The organism is Thioclava sp. F1Mire-8 (assembly GCF_002213165.1).
Lineage (GTDB): Bacteria > Pseudomonadota > Alphaproteobacteria > Rhodobacterales > Rhodobacteraceae > Thioclava > Thioclava nitratireducens.
Genome location: NZ_NBNY01000002.1, coordinates 1 through 23,887 on the forward strand (window position 1 = coordinate 1; position 23,887 = coordinate 23,887).

The window sequence follows — 23,887 nt, forward strand, 5'->3', positions numbered from 1 at the left end:
GGCAAACGGCTCTGCGTCATCGACCCGAAGCAACACTCGATGTCGGACGCCGTCGCCTTCATGACAGGCGCCAAAACCCCCGACGGCGCGACAGAGGCGGCCTGAGCGCAGGCAAGAAACCGAGGCGCCCGGTCGGAATGGCCGGGCGTTTTCGTTTGGGGTTGCGTCCTTGGCTTGGGGCGACCACCCCGGGCCGCGCCCGCCCCTTCCCCGGGAGGGCGCATTGGCGAGGACAGAGCGGACACGAGTGACCGACGGGTTTGCAAGATAAAGCGCCCGGGCACCGGCCGGACGAAGCGCCCACTCAAGGCTCTGACGCACCCGGAAGCCCCCACACCAGAACACCCGCGCCCCTCGCGAGCGCGGGTTTCTCGTGAAACATAAATGGGTCGTCAGTCGCGGCGGCCCGCTTCCAGCGCATCCTCGAAGGTGCGCAAACCGGTTCTCGGAGCCTGAACCAGCACCGCCATATTGCCCGGCTTATGCTCGTTGCGCAGCATCTTGGTATGGGCCTGCGGGATCTGATCCCACGGGAAGACTTCGGACATGCAGGGGTCCAGACGCCGCTCTACCATCAGCTTGTTGGCCGAGGCCGCCTGCTTGAGGTTAGCGAAGTGCGAGCCCTGCAGACGCTTCTGGTGCATCCACATGTAACGCACGTCGAAGGTGCAGTTGAAGCCGGAGGTGCCGGCGCAGATCACGACCATGCCGCCCTTCTTCACCACCAGCGTCGAGACCGGGAAGGTCGCCTCGCCAGGGTGTTCGAAGACCATGTCCACGTTCACGCCCTTGCCGGTGATGTCCCAGATCGCCTTGCCGAACTTGCGAGCCTCTTTCAGCCATTCGTTATATTCCGGCGTGTTGACCGTGGGCAGCTGCCCCCAGCAATTGAACTCCTTGCGGTTGATCACGCCCTTGGCGCCCTGATCCATCACGAACTGGCGCTTGCTCTCGTCCGAGATCACGCCGATCGCATTTGCGCCCGCGGTGTTCGCGAGCTGGATCGCGTAGGAGCCGAGACCGCCAGAGGCACCCCAGACCAGCACGTTCTGGCCGGGCTTGAGCTCATGCGGGTGGTGACCGAACAGCATCCGGTAGGCGGTGGCCAGCGTCAGCGTGTAGCAGGCGGCCTCTTCCCAGGTCAGGTGTTTCGGGCGCGGCATCAGCTGTTGCGCCTGCACGCGGGTGAATTGCGAGAACGAGCCGTCATGCGTCTCGTAGCCCCAGATCCGCTGGCTGGGCGAGAACATCGGATCGCCACCGTTGCATTCCTCGTCGTCGCCGTCGTCCTGGTTGCAGTGGATCACGACCTCGTCGCCGACCTTCCAGCGTTTGACCTTGTCGCCCACCTTCCAGACGATGCCGGAAGCGTCCGAGCCCGCGATGTGATAGGGCTGCTTGTGCCCGTCGAAGGGCGAGATCGGCACGCCGAGGCCTGCCCAGACGCCGTTATAGTTCACGCCAGCGGCCATCACGAGCACCAGCACTTCGTGGCTGTCGATCTCCCAGGTGTCGACGACTTCCTGCTGGAACGACTGCTCGGGCTCGCCATGGCGTTCGCGGCGGATCGCCCACGCGTACATTTTCGGGGGGACGTAGCCGAGGGGCGGCATCTCGCCGATCTCGTAAAGGTCCTTCTCCGGCGCGTCGTAGGGCGCGATCCCGGTTTCCTGATCAAGGGCCATGGCTCTCTCCTGTCAAAATCTCGCCGCGCCGCAGAATCGGGGCGGGTTGAGTAGGAGAGTTACGCATGGCCGAGTAACTTTGCAATAGTTGTAATGCATAGTTTTGAAATAATATGTCCCTGCCGTTTCGCGCGGCGCGGATCATAGATCAAAGTTCGGGGCAGCTGTAACTCCCGTCCTTGGCTCTTTTCGCTTTGACGAAACTGCCATCGCCGACGCTGCAGAGAAGCGCCCCGTCGGGGAAAGCTTCGCCTTCCTGGTTGCGCGCGTTCCTCACTGCGCCATAGGCTGCCTTGCCCCCTTCATAGCCAAGGTTTGTTGCTCCAACGGCGGTGTTGACCACCACCCGACCGCCGAGCTTGGCAGCATCCACGGAGTTGTCGGTGACCTGCTCTCGGGTGCAGGCGGGCAGAGTGGCAGCAAGGGCGAGGGCGGGAACGATCAGCAGTTTCAAAGGGCTCTCCTAAGGTGGTCTCCCCGTCAAAACCCCGCCCTGCTACGATGCGTTCCCTTGGGGCTGCCGCCTCGCCGCGACGCAGCGAATTGACAGGATCACAAAATTGAATTTAAACCATCCAAACGCGCAACAATATTGCGCAGACAAGATTCGCACCCCGATGGAGGCCGCAATGACCGACACGATGCCCGCCAAAGACCGCCCCTGGCTGTTTCGCACCTATGCGGGCCATTCCACGGCTGCCGCCTCGAACGCGCTCTATCGCAACAACCTCGCCAAAGGACAGACGGGGCTCTCCGTGGCTTTCGATCTGCCGACCCAGACCGGCTATGACAGCGACCATGTCCTGTCGCGCGGCGAGGTGGGCAAGGTCGGTGTGCCGGTCTGCCATCTGGGCGACATGCGCGCGCTGTTCGATGAGATCCCTCTCGAGCAGATGAACACCTCGATGACGATCAACGCGACCGCGCCGTGGCTCTTGTCGCTCTATATCGCTGTGGCCGAGGAGCAGGGCGCGGATGTCTCGAAGCTGCAGGGCACGGTGCAGAACGATCTGGTGAAGGAATACCTGTCGCGCGGCACCTATATCTGCCCGCCGAAGCCGAGCCTCGCGATGATCACCGATGTCGCGGCCTATACCCGCGAGCACTTGCCGAAATGGAACCCGATGAATGTGTGTTCCTACCACCTGCAGGAAGCCGGGGCGACGCCGCAGCAGGAACTGGCCTTCGCGCTGGCGACGGCGATTGCAGTGCTCGACGATCTGAAAACCAAAGTACCGGAAGAGGCCTTCCCGGCGATGGTCGGCCGCATCTCCTTCTTCGTGAATGCGGGCATCCGCTTTGTCACCGAGATGTGCAAAATGCGCGCATTCACAGAGCTTTGGGACGAAATCTGCCGTGACCGCTACGGCGTCGAGGATGAGAAATTCCGCCGTTTCCGCTATGGTGTGCAGGTGAACTCCCTGGGTCTGACTGAGCAGCAGCCGGAGAACAACGTCTACCGTATCCTGATCGAGATGCTGGCCGTGACGCTGTCGAAGAACGCGCGCGCCCGCGCGGTGCAGTTGCCTGCGTGGAACGAGGCGCTGGGTCTACCGCGCCCGTGGGATCAGCAATGGTCGCTCAGGATGCAGCAGATCATGGCCTATGAGACCGACCTGCTGGAATATGGCGACCTCTTCGACGGGAATCCGGCGGTGACCGCCAAGGTCGAGGCACTGAAAGATGGCGCCCGCGCCGAACTCGAAACGCTCGACGGGATGGGCGGGGCGATCGCCGCGATCGACTACATGAAGTCGCGTCTGGTGGAATCGAACGCCGCCCGGATCAACCGCATCGAGGCCGAGGAGACCATCGTCGTCGGCGTGAACCGCTGGCAGCAGGGCGAGCCCTCTCCGCTGACCGCAGGCGATGGCGGGATCATGGTCGTCGACCCGGCGGTGGAACAGGAGCAGATCGACCGGCTGAACGCATGGCGGGCCGAGCGCGACGAGGCCGCCGTGCAGGCTGCGCTGGCCCAGCTCAAGGCGGACGCGAAAGCCGGCAAGAACGTCATGGAAGCCTCGATTGCTGCCGCGAAAGCGGGCGCGACTACCGGCGAATGGGCGGGCGTGATGCGTGCGGTTCACGGCGAGTATCGCGGTCCGACGGGCGTCTCGCGTTCGCCCTCGAACCAGACCGAAGGGCTCGACGATATCCGCGAAGCCGTGGACGCGGTCAGCTCGCAGCTGGGCCGCCGCCTGAAATTCCTCGTCGGCAAGCCGGGCCTCGACGGCCACTCGAACGGCGCCGAGCAGATCGCCTTCCGTGCCCGCGATTGCGGCATGGACATCACCTATGACGGCATCCGCCTGACGCCGGAACAGATCGTCGCCAAGGCCATCGAGGACGAGGCGCATGTGGTGGGGCTGTCGATCCTGTCCGGCTCGCATATGCCGCTGATCGAGGAACTGATGGAGCGGATGCGCGCGGCGGGCCTCGACCATGTCCCGGTCGTCGTGGGCGGGATTATCCCAGATGAGGACGCGAAGAAGCTTCTCAGCTTCGGCGTCGCCCGCGTCTACACGCCCAAGGATTTCGAGCTGAACCGGATAATGATGGATATCGTGACGCTCGCGACCCCGGCCGAGAAGGCGGCCTGAACGCGCAAGCCAATTGGGATCGGGAAGGGGCAGGCGTCTTCTTCTCGACCCAAATATCCCCGCCGGAGGCTCCCGGTGGCGGACCCCGCGAAAACCGCGCCCTTTCTCCCTTCCGCCCGCCAATGTGCGCGGGTAAGGTCACGCCATGACGACCCCCATGATCCAGTTTTCCGAGGACCAGGCCGAGGCTTGGGATGCCGTTGCTTCCGCGCTCGAGGCGGCGGGGGTCGATATTCTCGAAGGCGCGATGACGCCTGAAAGCGGCAGCAAACGCGTGCTGTCGGTGATCGGCAAGGCGGGGTCGGGCAAGACGCTGCTTCTGGCGGAACTCTACAAGGCGCTGGAGGCGGCAGGGGTCGATCTGGTCTCAGGCGATTTCGAGGGCAAGCGGCGCAAGGAGAAGCGCACGCTGGCGATCCTCGCGCCGACGAACAAGGCGGCGAGCGTGTTGCGCTCGCGCGGGGTGCCCGCGACGACGATCCACCGCATTCTCTACACCCCCGTCTACGACCCGGAATACGAACGGATCGCGGAATGGCTCACCGGTCAGGGCGAGCGTCCGAAACCTGAATTGCTGATCGAGATGGGGCTCACCGAAGAAACGCTCGACCGGGCGAAGGCCTTCTACGATCTACACAAATCGATCCCGGCGGCGCTGGCTTCGGCGGGGTTGCGCGGCTCGGATTTCATCAATGGCTGGAAACGGCGCGAAGACCCGCTCGATATAGGTTTTGTCGACGAAGCCTCGATGCTCGACGAGCGGCAGTTCGACGATCTGCGCGAGATTTTCCCGACGCTGGTTCTGTTCGGCGACCCGGCGCAGCTCGCTCCGGTGAACCAGTCGGGCGAGATGGTGTTCGAACGGCTGCCCGACGAGCGCAAACACATTCTGCACCGCATCCACCGGCAGGCCGAAGATAACCCGATCCTCGATCTAGCGCATATGCTGGGCGACGACAGCCTGACCTTCGAGCAGTTCGAGCGCGAGATCGAGAAGGCGGCGGCGAAGGATGACCGCGTCGTCTGGGCCGAGCGGGTGGAGAGCGATCTGATGGCGCGCTCGCCGGTGCTTGTCTGGCGCAACGCGACGCGCATCCGGTTGATCCATGCCTTCCGTGCGGCCCATTCCGCGCCCGCCGACATGATGCTGCCGGGCGAGCCCTTGATCTGCGACGGGATCGAACTGCCGGTAAAGCACCGCAAGAAGCGGATCGATCTGGAGGCGCGCGGGCTGATCAAGGGCGCGCAGGTGATCTATCTCGGCCCCGGCAAGAAGCCCGGTTTCTCGCGGCTACATGTGATGGGGGCGGAAGATCCGCGGCTTTCGGCGGCCTCGATCGTGAAGATCGAGATGCCGGACGAGGAAGAGCCGTTCATTCCGTTCGCGGCCCGGATGGGCGCCACCTTCCTGCATGGGGCGGCAGTGACCATCCACAAGGCGCAAGGCTCGCAATGGGAGGATGTGCAGGTTTTCGCGCCGGATATCTACGCGGCTTACAGGGCAGGGCGCATCGAGGCGGGCATCCCGCTGTGGAAGCGGCTGGCCTATGTCGCGATCACGCGAGCGCAACATCGCCTGCTCTGGGTGGTGCGGGCGCGGCTGGCGCGGCCCTCGGCGCCACTGACCATTGACGACCTGCCGAAAGGCGGCGGTAAGCTGGAACTGAAAGCCGAACCGCAGAACGGATAGGGCCGGAGCCTCCGGCGGGGATATTTGAGCCAAGGCGAAGGAGGGGCGAGATGGGCGTGATGGTGGTGACCGGGGCGAGTGCCGGGATCGGGCACGCGGTGGCAGAGGCCGCGCTGGCCGAGGGCTGGCAGGTCGCCTGTCTGGCACGTTCGGAAGACAAGCTGGCGGAGGTCGCCGCGAAGGGCGAAGGGCTGGCGGTGGCCTGCGACGTGAGCGATGCGCAAGCGGTGGAGCGTGCCTTTGCCGAGGTGGTCGCCAGGTTCGGCCGGATCGACGTGCTGTTCAACAATGCTGGGATGTTCCCGCCTGCCGCCTTGCCCGACGAGGTTACGCTCGAGGATTGGGATGCCTGTATCGCGGTGAACCTGACGGGGATGTTTCTTTGCGCCCGGGCCGCTTTCGCGCAGATGCGCAGGCAGGCCCCGCGCGGCGGACGGATCATCAATAACGGCTCGATCTCGGGGCAGGTGCCGCGCGCGAAATCGCTCGCCTATACGACCACGAAACACGCGATCAACGGTATGACCAAGCAGATCGCGCTGGACGGGCGCGACTTCGACATCGCCTGCGGGCAGATCGACGTGGGCAACGCGCGCACCGGGCTTCTGGCGAATATGGATGCGGCGGCGGCGAAGACGGCGGAGCCTACGATGGATGTGGCGAATGTCGCGCGCTCGGTGCTGCACATGGCGTCGCTGCCGCTGGATGCGAATGTGCTCAACATGACGGTGATGGCGAGCGGAATGCCCTTCCTCGGGCGTGGTTAACGCACGAAGCGGAAGATCGCAGCGGCGGCCCAGCCAGCGAAGACCGCAAGCGCCAGTGACAAAAGCCCGTAGAGCGGCGCGTTCTCATGGGCGAGCGAGTAGAGCCACCGCTCAAGCCCGACTTTGCGCACTTCGATCGCGGATTGGTATTTGTCCACCAGCTTGCCGCCGCGCAGTAGGAAGATGCGGGTCTTGTAATCGCCCTCGATGAGGTTCGCCGGCAGCGCGAAATCGGCGCGGAACAGTGTGTCGTCGACGATATGCACGCCGCCCGACTCCATCTTGTAGAGGCCTTGCTGCTTGCGGATATCGACCATCGCCTCGGTGAAGGGGATCGAATCCTCGACCGTGATCGGCCCGGAGAAGGCCCGCATCGCGAGCGGGATCGAGATGCGCTGCTGGATATCGGTGCGCCGCGAGAGGATGTCCTCCATCGGACCGGAGGTGGCGACGGCGTAATAACTGGGCGCGGCGGCCACGCCGACGGAGGCCGTGTTCACCCAGATGCCGAATTCGCGCGATTTGCGGCGGATCGTGACCGGGCCGAGCGGACCTTCCAGCGTCACGATCACCGCGAGTTTCTGCCCGTCGGGCTGCGGGGCCTCGCGCTTGATGGCGCCGTAGATCAGGATTTGTGACCCGTCGAAGGACGTTGTGATGCCGATATTGTCACGGCTCAGCCCCGCGACGATCTGCTCGTCTGGCTCGGGGCGATTGGTGATCGGCATCCCGGGGCGCGCGGGGAGTACCTGCCGGGTCTGCGCCAAAGCGGGCAGGGCGGCTGCGCAAAGGCCGAGGACGAGAAGAGCGGCACGGATCATCATTCGCCCCCCGATGCGATGGAGTAGAGATTGGCCGGATGCAGCACGAGGTCGAGGCCGAGCTTGCCTGCGACGATGATCACGAGAAGCGCCAGCAAAATACGAAGCTGTTCTGCTTTCAGCCGCGCGCCCAGACGCGAGCCGATCTGTGCGCCGATCACGCCGCCGACGATCAGCAGCAGCGCCAGCATCACGTCGACCGTCTGATTGGTGATCGCGTGCATCAGCGTCGTGAAGGCCGAGACGAATAGAATCTGGAACAGCGAGGTGCCGATCACGACCTTGGTCGGCATGTTCAGCAGGTAGATCATCGCCGGAACCATGATGAAACCGCCGCCGACGCCCATGATCGCCGCGAGAATCCCGACCAAGGTGCCGACCAGCAGCGGCGGGATCACCGAGATATACAGGCCCGAGGCCCGGAACTTGAACTTGAAGGGCAGCTTGTGGACCCAGGTGTGCTGCACGCGTTTCTTGCGCGCGCCACCGCCCTTGCGCTGCTTTTGCAGAGTGCGGATGCCCTCCTGCAGCATAAGTAGTCCGATCAGGCCGAGAAAGACGACGTAGCAAAGCTGCACCGCGAGGTCGATCTGGCCGAGCGCGGTGAGCAGGTTGAAGACGTAGATACCGCTTGCCGAGCCAAGAAGGCCGCCCACCAGCAGCACGAGCCCCATCGGGATGTCGACCGCCTTGCGTTTGAGCTGCGCAAGAACCCCTGAGACCGAGGAGGCGACGACCTGGTTCGCGCCGGTCGCCACCGCGACGGAAGGCGGGATGCCGATGAAGAACAGAAGCGGCGTGATCAGGAAGCCGCCGCCCACGCCGAACAGGCCTGAGAGCAGCCCCACGATGCCGCCGAGCCCCAGCAGGGTGAAGATATTGACCGAGACTTCGGCGATGGGCAGGTAGATCTGCATGGGCTGCACCCGCTGAGGAGGTTGCATCGTTAGTGTCCCCGAAGGACAGGCGAAGTCAAACCCCGCCGTGCCGCAGGGTTACATCTGTTGCAGATATCGTCGCAAAACTTGCTCGAGCTTGGCTGCGCCCATGGGGGCGATCGCCTTGGTCTGCTCGTGGCTGATATTCTCCTGCGCCATGCCCGCCCCCATATTGGTGATGACGGAGACGGCGGCGACGCGCAGCCCGAGGAAACGCGCAAGGATCACTTCCGGCACGGTCGACATGCCCACCGCATCGGCGCCGAAGACCTTGGCGGCGCGGATTTCGGCGGGGGTCTCGAAGGTCGGGCCGGAGAACCAGCAATAGACGCCTTCGGGCAGTTCGATCCCTTCGGCCTGGGCCGCGGCTTTGAGCCCGGCACGGATTTCAGGGTCGTGCGCCTCGGTCAGCGGCACGAAACGCGCATCCGAAGGCTCGCCGATCAGGGGGTTGTTGCCCGAGAAGTTGATATGATCGTTCAGCATCATCAGCCCGCCGGGCTGGATGTCCTCACGCAGGCTTCCGGCCGCATTGGTCAGCAGCAGGCTTTCGCAACCGAGCTCATTGAGGATCTCCAGCGGGAGGCGCATCTCGGCGGGGTTGCCGTGTTCATAATAGTGAACCCGACCGCCGAAGACCGCGACGCGGACGCCTTCGAGCGTGCCGATCACCAGCTTCGGATTGTGGCCCGAGACGCCCGCATGGGGAAAGCCCGGAAGCTCCGAATAGGGGATCGCGACACCCTCGACCTCCTCGGCCAGATGGCCGAGGCCGGAGCCGAGGATCAGGCCGAGGCGCGGGGCCTCGTCGCCCGCGCGTTCGCGGATCAGTTGCGCGAGTTCAGCGCTCTTTGACATAGGGCTGCCCCCCTGCACGCGGCGGGATCGCCTTGCCGATGAAGCCGGCGAGGATGATCACGGTGAGGATGTAGGGCACCGCCTGCATGAACTGGATCGGCAGCGTGATGACGCCCAGATCGATGTTCGGATAGCGGTTCGAGATCGCTTCCAGCAGGCCGAAGAGCATCGTCGCGCCAAGCGCCGGAACCGGCCGCCATTTCGCGAAAATCAGAGCCGCGAGAGCGATATAGCCGCGGCCGGCGGTCATTTCCTTCACGAAGCCAGCCGCCAGACCGGTTGCCAGATAGACGCCACCCAGCCCCGCCAGAACGCCGGTGATGGCGACGGCGGTGTAGCGCATCCGGATGACCGAGATGCCCGCGGTGTCGACCGATTCCGGGTTCTCGCCCACCGCGCGCAGGCGCAGGCCGAAGCGGGTGCGGAACAGCACCCACCAGGTGATCGGCACCATCGCGAAGGCGACATAGACGAGGATCGAGTGGCCCGAGATCAGGTTCGAGTAGATCGGCCCGAAGAAGGGAACATCCTTTATCGCGTCCGCACCGGGCAGCGTGATCGGATCGAAGCGCCCGTTGCCCGAAAGCTGCGGTGTGCGACCGCCCTGCTGGAACCAGCTTTGTGCGATCAGCACGGTAAAGCCCGAGGCAAGGAAGTTTACCGCGACGCCGGAGATCAGCTGATTGCCGCGGAAGGTGATCGAGGCGAGGCCGTGCACGAAGGCGAGGCTCATCGAGCCCGCGACACCCGCCAGAAGACCGAGCCACGCATTGCCCGTCACCGCCGCGACCGCGCCGGAGAAGAAGGCGGCCATCAGCATCTTGCCTTCAAGGCCGATGTCGAAGATGCCTGCGCGTTCCGAGAACAGGCCCGCGAGGCAGGCCAGCAGCAGCGGCGTGCCGAGACGAACGGCGCTATCGAGAATTTCGATGATCGTTCCGAAATCCATCTCAGGCCTCCTTCCGGGCGTTGGCGCGCGCGACGAAGAAGCTCTCGATCGGTGCGCGCAGCATGTTGTCGAAGGCCCCGGTGAACAGGATCACCAGCGCCTGGATCACGGTGATCAGCTCGCGCGGGATCGTGGTTTCCAGCGCCAGCTCGCCGCCGCCCTGGTAGAGGAAGCCGAAGAGAAGTGCCGCGAGGAACACGCCGAACGGGTGGTTGCGGCCCATCAGGGCGACCGCGATCCCGATGAAGCCCGCGCCCTCGACCGAGTTCAGCACGAGGCGATGCGCCTCGCCCATCACGTTGTTGATCGCCATCAGCCCGGCGAGAGCGCCAGAGATCAGCATCGCGGCCATCACGATCTTCACCGGCGAAATGCCTGCATAGCGCGCCGCGCTTTCCGACCGCCCGAAGGCGCGAATCTCGAAGCCCAGCTTCGTGCGCCAGATCAGCACCCAGACGAGGTAGCAGGCGAGGATCGCCACAAAGAAGGACACGTTTGCCGGGACCGATTTCGAGAAGAACTGACCGACGAGCGGGAAGTCATGGAAGGTCGGCAGATGCGTCGCGGGCCCGAAGCGCGCGGTGGCCGGGTCCATCGAGCCGCGCGGACGCAGCACGTTGACCAGCATGTAGTTCAGCACCGCAGCGCCGATGAAGTTGAACATGATCGTGGTGATCACGATATGGCTGCCGCGCTTGGCCTGCAGATAGGCCGGGATCGCCGCCCAGGCCGCGCCGAAGATCGCGCCGCCCGCCATCGCCGCGATCAGCGCGATGGTCCAATGCGGCCACGGGAAGGCCAGCAGCACCAGCGCCACGCCAAGCCCGCCCAGCGTCGCCTGACCCTCGCCGCCGATATTGAACTGGCTCGCGTGATAGGCGACCGCGACGGCGAGGCCGGTGAAAATGAAGTTCGTGGCGTAATACAGCGTGTAGCCCCAGCCATAGGGCGAGCCGAGCGCGCCCGAGACCATGACCTTGATCGCCTTGATCGGGTCTTCACCGATCAGCAGCACCACGATCCCCGAGATCACGAAGGCGATCAGCAGGTTGAGGAGCGGAATCAGGGCCACGTCGACCCATTTCGGTGTCTTTTCCATTATTGGCTCTCCTCGGGCGCGGCGATCGTCCAGCCGTCCATGCCGCGCACGTCCTCTCCGCCCATGCCCGCCATCAAACAGCCCATGCCGGTCTGCGTGGCGGTCTCGACGGGGCCGATGCCCATGATCTGCCCGTCGAACATGACCGCGACCCGGTCCGAGAGCGCCCGGATCTCGTCAAGCTCGACCGAGACCAGCAGGATCGCAGCGCCTTGGTCGCGCAGTTCGATGATGCGTTTGTGGATGAATTCGATCGCGCCGATATCGACGCCGCGGGTCGGTTGCCCCACCAGCAGCAGGGCCGGATCTCTTTCGATCTCTCGCGCCAGCACGATTTTCTGCTGGTTGCCGCCCGAGAAGCTTTTTGCCGGCAGGGTCGGGATCGGCGGGCGCACGTCGAAACGCTCCATCGCCTCGGCGGTGTGGGCGACGATCCCCGTATTGTCCATCACGAAGCGGTTCTTCTGATAGGCCGGATCCGAGTGATAGCCGAAGATCATGTTCTCCCACGCGGCGAAATCGAGGATCAGCCCGAGACTGTGGCGATCTTCGGGAACGTGCGAGATACCCCGACGCCGCCGCGACTGGCCGTCGCTATGCTTGCCGGTGAGGTCGATCTCTTCGCCGTTGATGCGGATGTTGCCGGTGCCCTTGGCGAAACCGCCGAGGATTTCCAGCAGTTCGGATTGGCCGTTGCCCGCCACACCCGCAATGCCGAGGATCTCGCCCGCGCGGATTTCGAGATTGATGCCCTTGAGGCGTTCGATCCCGTCTTCGTCCTTCACGCGGAGGTTCTCGATCTCCAGTACGGTCTTGCCGGGCTGGGCTGCCGTCTTGTCGACGTTCAGCAGAACCTTGCGGCCCACCATCAGCTCGGCCAGTTGCTCTGGCGAGGTCTCGGCGGTCTTCACGGTCGCCGTCATCTCGCCGCGGCGCATCACAGAAACAGTGTCGGTGATCTCCATGATCTCGCGCAGCTTGTGCGTGATCAGAATGATCGTCTTTCCTTCCTTGCGCAGGAAATCGAGGATGCGGAACAGGTGGTCGGCCTCTGCAGGTGTCAGCACCCCGGTCGGCTCGTCGAGGATCAGGATATCTGCTTGACGATACAGCGCCTTGAGGATTTCCACGCGCTGCTGGTGGCCGACGGAAAGCTCTTCGATCTTCTCGTCGGGATCGACGTTGAGCTCGTATTCCCCGGCGAGGCGCTTGAGTTCCTTGCGCGCCTTCGACAGCGAGGGGCGCAGAAGTGCGCCATCCTCGGCGCCAAGGATGATGTTCTCGAGCACGGTGAAATTCTGCACCAGCTTGAAATGCTGGAAGACCATGCCGATGCCGGCGCTGATCGCAGCCTGGCTGTCGGGGATATGAGTATGCTTGCCCTTGATCCAGATCTCGCCCGCATCCGCCTTGTAGAAGCCGTAGAGGATCGACATCAGCGTGGATTTCCCCGCGCCGTTCTCGCCGATGATGCCGTGGATCGTGCCGGGCATGACCCGGATCGAAATGTCCCTGTTGGCCTGCACCGTGCCAAAGGCTTTCGAGATGCCTTTAAGCTCGATCGCGGGCGCGCCCGTGGGCGTTGCGGCAGCGTGGGCCGCCTCGGCCGCATCGCTGGCGTTTTCAGTGGCAAGGGCGGCAGTTGCCTGCCGCCCTGCATTGTTCGACTCTGTTCCGTTCATCACTCGACCGGGCAGCTGTCATCCGACATGTAGTCATGCACTTCGATCTTGCCCGAAGCGATGTCGGCTTTCGCCTGCTCCACCGCTTTTTCCATCTCGGGGGTGACGAGCGACTTGTTGTTGTCGTCCATTGCGACGCCAACGCCGTTATCGGCGAGACCCATCACCTTAATGCCCGGCTTCAGATCGGGACCGGCCGAGAACGCGTCATAGACGGCGTTGTCGACGCGCTTGAGCATCGAGGTCAGAACCTTGCCCGGGTGCAGATAGTTCTGGTTGCTGTCCACGCCGATCGACAGGACGTCGGCGTCGGCAGCCGCTTGCAGAACACCGATGCCGGTGCCGCCGGCAGCGGCGTAGATCACGTCGGCGCCTTGGCTGATCTGGGCCTTGGCGATCTCGCCGCCCTTCACGGGGTCGTTCCAAGCCGCCGGGGTGGTGCCGGTCATGTTCTGGATGACTTTCGCGTCCGGATTGGCCGCTTTCACGCCCTGCACGTAGCCGCAGGCGAATTTGCGGATCAGCGGGATGTCCATGCCGCCGACGAAACCGACGGTGCCGGTTTTCGAGGCCATGCCAGCCATCAGGCCGACGAGATACGAGCCTTGCTCTTCCTTGAAGACGATCGACTCGACATTGGGCTGGTCGACGACCATGTCGACGATCGCGAATTTCGTGTCGGGATAGTCGGGGGCGACGGTGTTGAGCGTGTCGCCGAAGGCGAAGCCGGTCATCACGATCGGATTGGCTCCCGACTCGGCGAGTTTGCGCAGGGCCTGCTCACGCTGAGCTTCCGACTGCATTTCCAGTTCCTTGTAGGAGCCGCCGGTCTCTTCCGCCCAACGCTTCGCGCCGTTGAAGGCGGCTTCGTTGAAGCTCTTGTCGAACTTGCCGCCCAGATCATAAATGATCGCGGGATCGGCCAGCGCGGCCCCGGCGCTCAGCGCGAGCGCGGTCGCGGCGCCGAGGAACTTGGTGAAATAGGTCATGGATTACTCCCGAGTCGTTATGGCCCTGTTGGAAAAGCCTGTTGGCGCGCTCTGTTCGGCGCGCGGACACAGCGATTTGGGCAGAGCTTGCCGAGGGGGTCAAGCGTCAAGTTGCGGATGACGCGAGGTCGCGAGACAAATTTGATTGAACGGTCAGCTTCCCGCTCTAGAGAGTGGCAGCGTAAGAACCAGCGCGTCGATGCGTTCGCCCTCCGGACCGCGGTAATAGCCCTTGCGACGGCCTGATTCCTTCCAGCCGGTCGCTGCGTAAAGCGCGCGTGCGGCATCATTCTCGGCGGAGACTTCTAGGAAGGCGCTCTCGGCCCCCAGCTCTGCGGCTTCTTGCGCGAAACGCTCGACCAACGCGCGTCCCGTGCCGTTGCGGCGCGCTTTCGGGTCGACGGCGAGGGTCAGAAGCTCGGCTTCGCCCGCGATGACGCGTCCCAGCAGGAAGCCTCGGTTCTCGTTCAGAAGAAAGGTGCCGGGACCGCGCATCAGATCCCGGAACTCGGCTTCGTTCCAAGGGCGTGGCGTGGTGAAACAGGCGGCGTGCAGTTCGGCGAGAGCTTCGGCGCGCATCAGTCGAGGATCCTTGGCGGCGGATCGGAGGGCGGGGCGGCATCTGCGGCACGCAGGTAGAGCGGCGCGGGCCGTTCGCCTGCAACCACTTCGCGCTTCGCCGCGATGCGTGCGATCGCTTCGGCCGGCGAAAAAGCCGCAGGCGCGACAGCGGCGCCGATCCGTTGGGCGACCGCTTCGGCTGCGGAGCCGATGCACGTCAGCCCGGGTTCGGTCAGCCCTTCGGGCAGCGCGTCGAGATCGTGCAGATCGAGCGAAACGGGCCGGGCCATGCGGAATCCTTCGAGATAGACACGCTCGCGCGGGGCTGCGACCGCCGCAAGCACCGGGCCCTTACTACCGAATTGTGTGGCCTCGGTGATCGAGACGCCCAGAGCCGGGGCCCTCAGGCTCAGTGAAAGCCCGCGTGCGGCGGATACGGCGATACGGACGCCGGTGAAATTTCCCGGTCCGATCCCGACGCCGATTCGCGTCACGTCGCGCCAGCAAACGCCCGCCTCGGCGAGGAGTTCTTCCAGAAGCGGCACAAGCCGTTCCGCCTGACCACGTCCCATCTCTTCGTGGCGGGAAGCGAGGCAGTCTTCACCCGACAGCAAAGCGGCCGCGCAATGCGCGGCCGATGTGTCGAAGCCTAACGTCAGATCAGGCATTGACCGGACGCACCTCTGAAACCTCGGGGATGTAATGTCTGAGCAGGTTCTCGATCCCCATCTTGAGCGTCAGCGTCGACGACGGGCAGCCTGCGCAGGCGCCCTGCATGTGCAGGTAGACCACGCCTCGCTCGAAGCCGTGGAAGGTGATGTCGCCACCGTCCTGCGCCACGGCCGGGCGCACGCGGGTGTCGAGCAACTCCTTGATCTGCGAGACGATCGCACCGTCCTCGCCGTCATGCTCGGCATGGCCCGAGGGCGCAGCTTCGCCTTCGATCACCGGGGCGCCGGACTGGAAATGCTCCATGATCGCGCCGAGGATCGCCGGTTTCGCATGATCCCAGCTGGTCGTGTCATCCTTCGTCACGGTCACGAAATCCGAACCGAAGAACACTCCGGTCACGCCGGGTACTGCGAAAACGCGCTTGGCCAGCGGCGATTTGGCCGCCGTCTCGGCGGAGGGGAAATCAGCGGTGCCGGTCTCCAGCACGGTCTGGCCGGGCAGGAATTTCAGCGTCGCGGGGTTCGGGGTCGTCTCGGTCTGAATAAACATCGCGTGCCTCCTTGGCTTGCCGCTGATATGCGCCTTCCGACTGAATTAATCAAGTAATCGCGGCTATGCGCTAAATGATGCGCGGCGCGATCTCGGCGGGATCGGCCACCTCCGGGCGCCAGAATGCTTCCGCTTCCGGCCCGATCCGCGCGAGAGCGGCCCCGAAGTCACGATGATTGACATGGCGCCAGAGCGCAAAGGCGGTGGCCTCGATGGCGTTATCGGGGGTCAGGTTGTGATGTGGGCGCAACGCCTGCGCTTCGCGCGTCATCTCGGTCCGGCTGCCGAACGGCTGCGGCATCGACATCACATCCCAGTGATACAGGAAAATCGCACGTACCACCGCAGGCAGGCAATCGGCGAAGGCGATGGCCTCGACAGGGCGCAGCCGAGCACGGAAGGTCACGAAGACGCCCTCGATCGCCGTGTAGGTCATGTTGTCGGAATCGAGGCTCATCCGATCGCGCGCATCTGCGAGGAAAGAGGCGAACTCCTTCTGCGCATGGCGATAGGTCCAGGGCATCGGCATCGGTCAGGTGATCTGTTCGAGCTTTTCCTTCGACATCTCGCCCGGCACGATCGTCAGCGGGCAGGGCAGCGTCCCCGCCTGCTTGACCATCTGCGTCACGAGCGGACCCGCGCCGCCCTTGCCGGAGCCCGCGCCGAGTACCAGAACGCCGATCTCGGGATGCTCGTCCATCACGGCGATGATCTCGGGCACCGGCTCGCCTTCGCGGATCACCAGTTCCGGCTCTACGCCCTGCCGGTCGCGCATCCATTTCGCGAAAACCTCGAAATGCGCCTCGATCCGCTCGCGGGCTTCGTCGCGCATGATCTCGGCTACGCCGATCCAATGCTGATACTCGTCGGGTGGAATCACCGAAAGGATGATCACGCCGCCGCCGGTATGGTTCGCGCGCATCGCCGCGAACCGCATCGCGTTGAGGCATTCGCGGGTATCGTCGAGCACAACCAGAAACTTGCGCATGGCTCCTCCGGGACGGGGTGTCTGCGGATCATCGCCCGGCGAGGGGCCTTTGGCAACCGCAGGGGTGTCGAGGCTCAAAGCGGCGAGCCTTGCGCCCAGTCCATATAGGCTTCGCGCGCCCGCTGTGTGCCCTTGCCGGGCGTGTAGCTGACATCGTCGAAGCCCGCGACCGGGGTGACCTTGGCGAAGTTGCCGGTCAGGAAGACCTCGTCGGCATTGCGGAAATCGTCGAGCGTCAGCACCGCTTCATGCACCGTCTCGCCGCCCTCGCGCAGAAGGCCCATGATCCGCTTGCGCGTGAGGCCTGCGAGGAAGGTGCCGTTTGGCATCGGCGTGAAATACTCGCCATCCTTTACCATCCAGACATTCGCGGTCGCGCTTTCGGCGACGTTACCCATGGCGTCCTGCACCAGCGCATTGCCGAAGCCCTTGCGCTGCGCCTCGACCAGCATTCGGGCGTTGTTCGGATAGAGGCAGCCCGCCTTCGCGTCGGTGACGTTGTCGGCAAGAACGGGACGGCGGAACTGCGTCGTGGTCAGCGTCGTCGACTTGCCGGGGTCGGGCATTGCCACCTCTTCGAGGCACAGCGCGAATCCGGTTTCGCCGGGCTTCGGTGCGACGCCCAGATCCGAGCCCGCGATCGCCCAGTACATAGGGCGCACGTAGACAGCAGCACCCTTGTCATATTTCCGTAGCCCCTCGCGCGCGATTTCGACCATCTCCTCGGGTGCGATGGTCGGCGTGATCATCAGCGCCTCGGCGGAGCGGTTGGTGCGTGCGCAATGCAGGTCTAGATCGGGCACGACCCCGTCGAAAAGTCGCGCCCCGTCAAAGACCGAGCTGCCCTGCCAAAGCCCGTGATCGGCGGCGCGCATCACGGCGATATCGCCCTCGTGCCATGCGCCTTCGAACCATGTGCGGATGTTTTTGCCGAATGCCATCGGTGCCTCCTTCGTATCGGGCGCGATCCAACCACTGGCGTCCGGCGAAGTCCATACAGCCGATTGTATCGGTGTCAGGTGCCGTGAGGTCCGGTCACATCTCGTGACCTGGCGGCGTTAACCGCATCGCAACTGGAAGAGGCATAGGCTCGCGAAGGTTTCGTTTCTTCGGTGATGATCCACAGCAGGAGAATTGGCATGACCCAGGTCCGGCGCAGGCGTAAGCGTCTCTTCGATCTGACACTGGCGATGCTCGCGCTACCCATGGTGGTGCCGCTGATCGCGCTGGTCTGGCTGGTCATCGCGATGGTGCAGGGGCGACCGTGGTTCCACGGGGGTGAGCGGATGCACAGTCCCACGCGTAGCTTCCGCATGTGGAAGTTTCGCACGATGGCGGCGGATCCCGGCGATTACGGCGTCTCCGGCGGCCATAAAGCCAGACGGATTACGCCGCTTGGCCGGCTGTTGCGCCGCTGCCACGCGGATGAATTGCCGCAAATATGGAACGTGCTGCGCGGCGACATGAGCTTCGTCGGACCGCGCCCGCCGCTGCGCGAGGTGGTGGAGCGATTTCCCGAGCTTTACGCACAGGTGCTTACAAGTCCGCCGGGTATCACCGGGCTTGCGAGCGTCCAGTTCGCCGCGAAAGAGGCGCGGCTGATGGCATCGTGTCGTTCCGCGGAGGAGGCGCGGCGGATCTATGACCGCGTCTGCGTTCCACAGAAAGCGCGGCTTGATCTGCTGTACCAACGTCGGGCCTCGTGCTGGCTCGATCTCGCGCTGATCTGGCAAACCCTGCGCAGAGCGCGCGCATGAGTTCGGTGCTCACCGACAAGATCGCGACGCGGCTGATCGCAATGTCGCGCCCGCGCAAGGCGGCTGTCATCGCGGCGCTCGATGCGCTTCTGGCGATAGGATGCCTTGCCGCAGCAATGCATTTCGCAACCACGTCGCCGGGATGGAGCCTTGGGCTCCCTTCGCCGATCTTTCTGACGGTGGGGGGTATCGTCGCCGCATCAGTGAGCCTCGGCACCGGTCTTGCCCGCTTGCCCCTGAAGGACTTCGCAAGGCATGGGGCGGGGAAGGCATTGGGTGTCTCCTGCCTTCTGGTATTTGCCCTCTGGATCAGTCCTGGATGGCGAGGTGGCGCGACCGCATTCTTCTTCGGGGGCGTATTCCTGTCTGGCCTCGTGGCTCAACGCTGGGCTTTTCTGGGGCTGACCGCAGTGCTGTATCGCCGCTCGTACGTCGTCTCGCGCATCGCAATCTACGGCGCGACCCCGGAGGGGCTCGCGCTGGCACGGGCGTTGCGCGATCGATCCGGTTTCCTGACCTGCGCGTTTCTCGATGACAGCCCGGTTCTGCGCGGTGCGACCTTGGACGGGGTTCCGGTTCTCGGCCACGTGACGCGCGAGGCATTGATCCGCAAGTTCAACGTCGATCGCGTCGTTCTCGCCGACCCGCTCCTGTCCACGCCGCGCAAGGCCGCGCTGGCGCGAGACCTCTCGGCCCTCGGACTGCGCTGCGAGGCATTGCCGGATTTCGCGCTTCTGGTCGGTGGCGCCGATCTCGCCGCGCGGCTGCAGCCGGTGCGCTCCGAACGGTGGCTTGGTCGCTCCGAGATCACGGAAGACGATCCGCCCGACGCGGAGTTCTACCGCGGCAAAACCATGCTCATCTCGGGGGCGGGCGGTTCCATCGGGGCGGAGCTTTGCCACCAGATACTCGCCTGTCGTCCGGCGAAACTGGTCCTTCTCGAGCTATCGGAAACGGCGCTCTTCACAATCCTCTCCGACCTGAGCCCGCTGGCGGAGCGCGCGGGCACCGAACTTGTCACGCGGCTCGGCTCTGCAGCGGATGCGGCGCTGGTGCATGAGATATTCTCGCGCGAAACGATCGACGTCGTATTCCACGCCGCCGCCTACAAACATGTCGTTCTGGTCGAGCAGAATCCCTTCTCGGGATGCGCGAATAACGTCGCCGCCACGGTCTGTCTCGCGCGCGCCGCCCGCGCCGCGAAAGTTGCGCGTTTCGTGCTGATTTCGAGCGACAAGGCGATCGCGCCCCGCTCGGTCATGGGGGCGTCTAAACGAATGGCCGAATTGGTCGTGCAGGATCTTGCGCGCCGTGCGGGCGCGACCGTCTTCTCCATCGTGCGCTTCGGGAATGTGCTCGGCTCATCCGGGTCGGTCGTGCCGATATTCGAGCGACAGATCGCGCAGGGCGGGCCGATCACGCTCACCGATCCCGAGGCCACGCGCTACTTCATGACGATCGCCGAGGCCGCGCGGCTTGTGCTGATCGCAGGGCGTTGGGACGGCGCAGGACGGGTCTATGCACTCGACATGGGCGCGCCGATCCGGATCGGCGATCTCGCCCGGCAGATGGTCGAAGCGCGCGGGTTGCGCCTTCGCGGACCGGACTGTCCAGAAGGCGATATCGAGCTTTTGCCTATCGGCCTGCGTCCGGGCGAGAAATTGCATGAAGCTCCGGTGACCGGCGCGCGTAGCCAAGCGACCGCACATCCGAAGATTCGAGATGTCCCCGTGCCCCATCTCTCGACACGCGAGACCGCCATGTTTCTGCGCTATCTCGACGCTGCCTTGGGGCAGCGTTGCGCGGCGCGGCTGGATGAGATCATCTCGCGTCTGCAACGGTTGGAGGGCGACGACCCTGCTTCGCCTGTCGTTCAGGTGCCCGGAGGGCCTGACGCTGATATTCAAAAAGCGCAGAATTTCGAGATCACGCCGCGCAGTCGAAGCGGAGCAATGGCAAGCCAGGTCACGCGCGCGATGAAGGAAAGTCGGAGCTTCGCCCCGATGGAAAAGCGCAAGACCTCGCTTCCAACTCAGCTGCCGATGCCGCGCGCCCCGGCCGGGGGCCAGACCGTGTCAGCCGAAGGGATCGCTGGGATAGCCGACGGCGCTTAGATAGAGGCCCTGCGGCGGACAGACCGGACCGCATGCGGCGCGGTCGCGGGCGGCGAGCGCTTCGGCGACGCGCTCGGCCGGCCAGGAGCCAGCACCGACCCGCTCCAGCGTGCCGACGATCGAACGGACCTGATTGTGCAGGAAGCTGCGAGCGCGCAAATGAAACCGTACCTCGCGCCCATGCAGAATGTCATGTTCTTCGATCCGGATCTCGTCGAGCGTTTTGACCGGCGATTTCGATTGGCACATGGTCGAACGAAACGTCGTGAAATCATGGTGCCCGATCAGATGCGACGCGCCTTCGCGCATCGCCTCCACGTCCAGCGGGTTCTGCACGCGCCAGACCAGACCGCGGTCATGGGTCGTCGGCGCACGACGTTGCACGAGCCGGAACAGGTAGCGCCGCTCCTGCGCCGAGAACCGGGCGTGGAACTCGTCGTCGACCCTGGCACAGGCGAGTATCGCCACCGGCGCGGGGCGGAGATGATAATTCAGCGCTTCCGAAAGTCGGAACGGGTCCCAGTCCTTCTTCAGATCGGCATGGGCCACCTGCCCGGTCGCATGAACGCCCGCATCGGTGCGTCCCGCCGCGGCGATCGTGTGGGGGCCGGGTTCGAGCTTCGCCAAAGCGTCCTCGACCGCGCCTTGCACCGAAGGCTGATCGGCCTGACGTTGCCACCCGGCAAAGGGGCCCCCGTCATATTCGATTTTCAAGGCATATCTGGGCATGGATCGCCCATAGCCCGAGTGCGCTGCGTTCCGCAATCCCTTCGCGCGCCCCTTCTTGCAACCTGGGAGTTCGGCGGACGGCACCGTTTTCCAGACGCGCGGGGGGTTGCCGGCTTGGGACGAAGTTTCCGATTCACTGTATCATTCGGTCGCATTCCTCGCATGTCGGTTGACTCGAGAGCGCCGTAGCCCCTTCCCCAGTTTCTTCGTGCGCCCCGCGCGGAGAGAAGCCGTTGCGGCGAGGCCAGACATCTCAGCACGGTGCGAGGCCGCTTGCCCTTGTCGTGGCCCGGAGCTACCGATTGTCGGTCGGGCAGGGAAGGGCGCGGAAATGAGTTTGACGATCATGGCGGCGGTGCTGGGCGCGGCCTTTCTGCACGCCCTGTGGAACGCGCTGATCCGGCTTGGTGGCTCGAAAATCCGTGCGATGGTGATGCTGTCGATTGCCGAGGCGGTGATCGGCCTGGCGGTCGCCCTGTCGCGACCGCTGCCGGACAGTGCCGCGCTGGGCTGGATCCTCGCCGCGGGCGTCATCCATTTTGGCTACAAGTTCTTCCTCGCCCATGCCTATGAGCAGGGCGACCTGAGCCGGGTCTATCCGATCGCGCGTGGAACCGCGCCGATGATGGTGGCGGTCGTCTCCGCCGCCTTGGCGATCGACGCGATGAGCGGGCTCGAATATGCCGGGATCGCGGTGCTGGGCCTCGGCATCGCCTTGATGGCGCGCGGCGTGTTCACCGATGGCGAGAGTCGCCGTCTGCTGCCCTACGCGATGGGCTCGGCACTCGCGACTGCGACCTACACGCTGGTCGACGGGATGGGCGCGCGCATATCGGGCGAGCCGGTGGGCTACGTCGGGTGGATCATGGTGTTGGGTGGCGTGCTCTTCGCCTCAGGTATGCTGGCTCAGCGCGGCACCGCGATGCTGCGCGCCGTGCCGCGCGAATGGGGAATCGCGACGCTCGGGGCTGCGGCGTCTTACGGGGCTTACGCGATCTCGATCTGGGCGATGACCCGCGCGCCGATCGCGCTGGTCGCGACCCTGCGCGAGACCTCGATCCTGTTCGCGGTGCTGATCGGTTGGCTCGTTTTCGGCGAGAAGATGCGGGTTACGAAAGCGCTTGCCGCGCTGCTGATCGTCTCGGGCGTGGTGCTGACGCGGGTCTGAGTGCTCAGAACCGCGGCCGACCGTCGGCGTCGCAGCTTACGGGCATGGCCTCGTCCGAAGATCGCGCCACGAGGTACCCGTCCGTGATCTGCAGCGGCGTGAAGGGCGGTTCCTGGATCGCGGGTTGAATCTGGCGCACCACGTAACAGCCCCCGAAGCTCTCGGTCTTTCCGTCACGCGTCCGGGCGGTCACCGTCACCGCGAGAGTCGTGTAGATAGAGCCGGCCGCGCCTTCCGACGTCATGGGGCCGACCGTGACCGAGGCCTCCGCCGTGTCGGCGTAGCCTCTCGCGAAATCCGCATAATCGCCATCCTCTTCCGGATCGGCGTAATAGCTCCAGGCGCGGGCGTATTGATGCAGCGAGATCGCGTTATAGAGCGAGCGGACCAGCGCAGCGGGGGTGGAGCGGTCGTCAAGATAGTCCCGCGCGGCGATGGCCGACTGCGCCGAGAACACGACGGCAATGAGCGCGAAAGTGTGACGCATGAGGCCTCCTGAAAACTGTTGCCGCGGACCGCCGGAGCGGCCGTCGCAGGTCAACGCCGTTCAGGGACGATTTGTTGCACGATGCCGACGAGCAGCAGGTAGAACGAGGTCACGACCAGCCCCCAATGCGCCCAGCTCGCCGGGTCGAAATCGACCCATGCGGCCCAGCCCGCGAAGAAGGTCCACAGTAGCGCCACAGGCAGAGAGACCACGCGCCAGCGCTTCGTGCGCACGGGGTGGATGAATTTCAGCGGCAGGAACATCGCGATGGCAAGCGCCACGACCACCACGAGGATCGTCCAATAGCCGGGCTTCAGCGCGAACAGCACCAGCACCAGCATGTTCCACGCGCCCGGAAAACCCTGAAACGAGTTGTCCTTCGTCTTCATCCGGGTGTCGGAGAAATAGACCACGCTGCCATATGTGATCGCGATAATCGCGAGCCAGCCCGTCCATCCCGGCAGCAGGCTCGACTGGAACAGCGCGAAGGCAGGGATGAAGACATAGGTCAGGTAGTCGATGATCAGGTCCATCAGGACACCGTCATAGAGCGGAAAATTCGCCTTCACATCGTAGCGCCGCGCGAGCGGACCATCGATCCCGTCAACGAAGAACGCGGTGACGAGCCAAAGGAACATCATCGACCATTGGCCTTCCGCGGCCGCGAGAAGCGCGAGCATCGACAACACCGCGCCGGTGGCGGTCAGAAGGTGGACGAAAAGGGCTTTGATGCGGATATCCATTTGTCCGTGATGCCGGATTTGCGACGCAGGGGCAAGCGAAC

Annotated in this window: 24 protein-coding genes and 1 pseudogene; 7 read left to right on the forward strand and 18 right to left on the reverse strand. The window is 64.5% G+C overall.

The window, feature by feature from the left end:
- A pseudogene (locus tag B6V75_RS18855) lies at nucleotides 1-105 on the forward strand (sugar ABC transporter ATP-binding protein); the annotation flags it as partial.
- A 287-nt stretch (nucleotides 106-392) separates the two neighbouring features.
- Here the strand turns inward: B6V75_RS18855 and ccrA are convergent.
- Together ccrA and B6V75_RS08475 are read right to left on the reverse strand one after the other, a co-directional pair.
- Nucleotides 393-1,685, reverse strand: coding sequence for a crotonyl-CoA carboxylase/reductase (ccrA, locus tag B6V75_RS08470; RefSeq protein WP_075773779.1), 1,293 nt, complete (start codon nucleotides 1,683-1,685; stop codon nucleotides 393-395).
- A gap of 148 nt (nucleotides 1,686-1,833) precedes the next feature.
- Nucleotides 1,834-2,139 (reverse strand): hypothetical protein, encoded by a 306-nt coding sequence (locus B6V75_RS08475; protein ID WP_088719433.1) that lies wholly within the window; start codon nucleotides 2,137-2,139, stop codon nucleotides 1,834-1,836.
- Nucleotides 2,140-2,302: 163 nt separating this feature from the next.
- On the opposite strand from B6V75_RS08475, the gene B6V75_RS08480 reads away from it, so the two are divergent.
- The 3 genes from B6V75_RS08480 (at nucleotide 2,303) to B6V75_RS08490 (ending at nucleotide 6,742) form a co-directional block, all read left to right on the forward strand.
- Entirely contained in the window at nucleotides 2,303-4,285 is a 1,983-nt protein-coding gene (locus B6V75_RS08480) for a protein meaA (RefSeq protein WP_276206141.1), read from the forward strand.
- 145 nt (nucleotides 4,286-4,430) lie between these two features.
- Entirely contained in the window at nucleotides 4,431-5,975 is a 1,545-nt protein-coding gene (locus tag B6V75_RS08485; protein ID WP_088719434.1) for an AAA family ATPase, read from the forward strand.
- A 50-nt stretch (nucleotides 5,976-6,025) separates the two neighbouring features.
- On the forward strand, nucleotides 6,026-6,742 hold the full coding sequence (locus B6V75_RS08490) for an SDR family oxidoreductase (RefSeq protein ID WP_088719435.1): 717 nt from the start codon (nucleotides 6,026-6,028) through the stop codon (nucleotides 6,740-6,742).
- Here the strand turns inward: B6V75_RS08490 and B6V75_RS08495 are convergent.
- From B6V75_RS08495 to B6V75_RS08555, 13 genes are all read right to left on the reverse strand, one after another.
- Nucleotides 6,739-7,563: a TIGR02186 family protein gene (locus B6V75_RS08495; protein WP_166504624.1), complete on the reverse strand. Its 825-nt coding sequence runs from the start codon at nucleotides 7,561-7,563 to the stop codon at nucleotides 6,739-6,741. The two genes, B6V75_RS08490 and B6V75_RS08495, sit on opposite strands and share 4 nt — an antisense overlap.
- The gene (locus B6V75_RS08500; RefSeq protein ID WP_075773784.1) at nucleotides 7,563-8,480 is read right to left on the reverse strand and encodes a sulfite exporter TauE/SafE family protein; all 918 of its coding nucleotides are present in this window, start codon (nucleotides 8,478-8,480) and stop codon (nucleotides 7,563-7,565) included. Before B6V75_RS08500 ends, B6V75_RS08495 begins: the two co-directional genes overlap by 1 nt.
- Nucleotides 8,481-8,558: 78 nt before the next feature.
- A complete protein-coding gene (locus B6V75_RS08505) occupies nucleotides 8,559-9,359 on the reverse strand; it encodes a purine-nucleoside phosphorylase (protein WP_088719436.1) in 801 nt (266 codons plus the stop codon).
- Nucleotides 9,343-10,308, reverse strand: a complete 966-nt coding sequence (locus B6V75_RS08510; RefSeq protein WP_075773786.1) for an ABC transporter permease — start codon at nucleotides 10,306-10,308, stop codon at nucleotides 9,343-9,345. Before B6V75_RS08510 ends, B6V75_RS08505 begins: the two co-directional genes overlap by 17 nt.
- A 1-nt stretch (nucleotide 10,309) precedes the next feature.
- Nucleotides 10,310-11,407: an ABC transporter permease gene (locus tag B6V75_RS08515; RefSeq protein WP_088719437.1), complete on the reverse strand. Its 1,098-nt coding sequence runs from the start codon at nucleotides 11,405-11,407 to the stop codon at nucleotides 10,310-10,312.
- Nucleotides 11,407-13,089 carry an ABC transporter ATP-binding protein gene (locus tag B6V75_RS08520; RefSeq protein WP_088719438.1) on the reverse strand — a complete coding sequence of 561 codons (1,683 nt, stop codon included), beginning with the start codon at nucleotides 13,087-13,089 and terminating at the stop codon, nucleotides 11,407-11,409. Before B6V75_RS08520 ends, B6V75_RS08515 begins: the two co-directional genes overlap by 1 nt.
- Nucleotides 13,089-14,078 carry a BMP family ABC transporter substrate-binding protein gene (locus B6V75_RS08525; protein ID WP_075773788.1) on the reverse strand — a complete coding sequence of 330 codons (990 nt, stop codon included), beginning with the start codon at nucleotides 14,076-14,078 and terminating at the stop codon, nucleotides 13,089-13,091. Before B6V75_RS08525 ends, B6V75_RS08520 begins: the two co-directional genes overlap by 1 nt.
- 153 nt (nucleotides 14,079-14,231) lie before the next feature.
- Nucleotides 14,232-14,657, reverse strand: coding sequence for a ribosomal protein S18-alanine N-acetyltransferase (gene rimI / locus B6V75_RS08530; RefSeq protein ID WP_088719439.1), 426 nt, complete (start codon nucleotides 14,655-14,657; stop codon nucleotides 14,232-14,234).
- Nucleotides 14,657-15,307 (reverse strand): tRNA (adenosine(37)-N6)-threonylcarbamoyltransferase complex dimerization subunit type 1 TsaB, encoded by a 651-nt coding sequence (gene tsaB, locus B6V75_RS08535; RefSeq protein ID WP_075773790.1) that lies wholly within the window; start codon nucleotides 15,305-15,307, stop codon nucleotides 14,657-14,659. The genes rimI and tsaB overlap by 1 nt, the downstream gene beginning before the upstream one ends.
- Nucleotides 15,300-15,860, reverse strand: a complete 561-nt coding sequence (locus B6V75_RS08540) for a NifU family protein (RefSeq protein WP_075773791.1) — start codon at nucleotides 15,858-15,860, stop codon at nucleotides 15,300-15,302. Before B6V75_RS08540 ends, tsaB begins: the two co-directional genes overlap by 8 nt.
- A gap of 70 nt (nucleotides 15,861-15,930) precedes the next feature.
- A complete protein-coding gene (locus B6V75_RS08545) occupies nucleotides 15,931-16,389 on the reverse strand; it encodes a DUF2267 domain-containing protein (RefSeq protein ID WP_088719440.1) in 459 nt (152 codons plus the stop codon).
- Nucleotides 16,390-16,392: 3 nt separating this feature from the next.
- Nucleotides 16,393-16,848 (reverse strand): universal stress protein, encoded by a 456-nt coding sequence (locus B6V75_RS08550; protein ID WP_075773793.1) that lies wholly within the window; start codon nucleotides 16,846-16,848, stop codon nucleotides 16,393-16,395.
- A 74-nt stretch (nucleotides 16,849-16,922) separates the two neighbouring features.
- Nucleotides 16,923-17,789 (reverse strand): branched-chain amino acid aminotransferase, encoded by an 867-nt coding sequence (locus B6V75_RS08555; protein ID WP_075773794.1) that lies wholly within the window; start codon nucleotides 17,787-17,789, stop codon nucleotides 16,923-16,925.
- 198 nt (nucleotides 17,790-17,987) lie between these two features.
- On the opposite strand from B6V75_RS08555, the gene B6V75_RS08560 reads away from it, so the two are divergent.
- On the forward strand, nucleotides 17,988-18,605 hold the full coding sequence (locus tag B6V75_RS08560) for a sugar transferase (RefSeq protein WP_088719441.1): 618 nt from the start codon (nucleotides 17,988-17,990) through the stop codon (nucleotides 18,603-18,605).
- A complete protein-coding gene (locus B6V75_RS08565; protein ID WP_088719442.1) occupies nucleotides 18,602-20,719 on the forward strand; it encodes a polysaccharide biosynthesis protein in 2,118 nt (705 codons plus the stop codon). The genes B6V75_RS08560 and B6V75_RS08565 overlap by 4 nt, the downstream gene beginning before the upstream one ends.
- Here B6V75_RS08565 and truA read toward each other — a convergent pair.
- Entirely contained in the window at nucleotides 20,681-21,448 is a 768-nt protein-coding gene (gene truA / locus B6V75_RS08570; protein WP_088719443.1) for a tRNA pseudouridine(38-40) synthase TruA, read from the reverse strand. The two genes, B6V75_RS08565 and truA, sit on opposite strands and share 39 nt — an antisense overlap.
- 331 nt (nucleotides 21,449-21,779) lie before the next feature.
- On the opposite strand from truA, the gene B6V75_RS08575 reads away from it, so the two are divergent.
- Nucleotides 21,780-22,616, forward strand: coding sequence for a DMT family transporter (locus B6V75_RS08575; RefSeq protein ID WP_075773798.1), 837 nt, complete (start codon nucleotides 21,780-21,782; stop codon nucleotides 22,614-22,616).
- Nucleotides 22,617-22,620: 4 nt separating this feature from the next.
- Here B6V75_RS08575 and B6V75_RS08580 read toward each other — a convergent pair whose 3' ends face one another.
- Both B6V75_RS08580 and B6V75_RS08585 read right to left on the reverse strand, forming a co-directional pair.
- Complete coding sequence (locus tag B6V75_RS08580) at nucleotides 22,621-23,103, reverse strand: hypothetical protein (protein WP_088719444.1); 483 nt, start codon at nucleotides 23,101-23,103, stop codon at nucleotides 22,621-22,623.
- Between the two features lie 50 nt (nucleotides 23,104-23,153).
- On the reverse strand, nucleotides 23,154-23,846 hold the full coding sequence (locus B6V75_RS08585) for a CDP-alcohol phosphatidyltransferase family protein (protein ID WP_088719445.1): 693 nt from the start codon (nucleotides 23,844-23,846) through the stop codon (nucleotides 23,154-23,156).
- Between the last annotated feature and the right edge of the window lie 41 nt (nucleotides 23,847-23,887).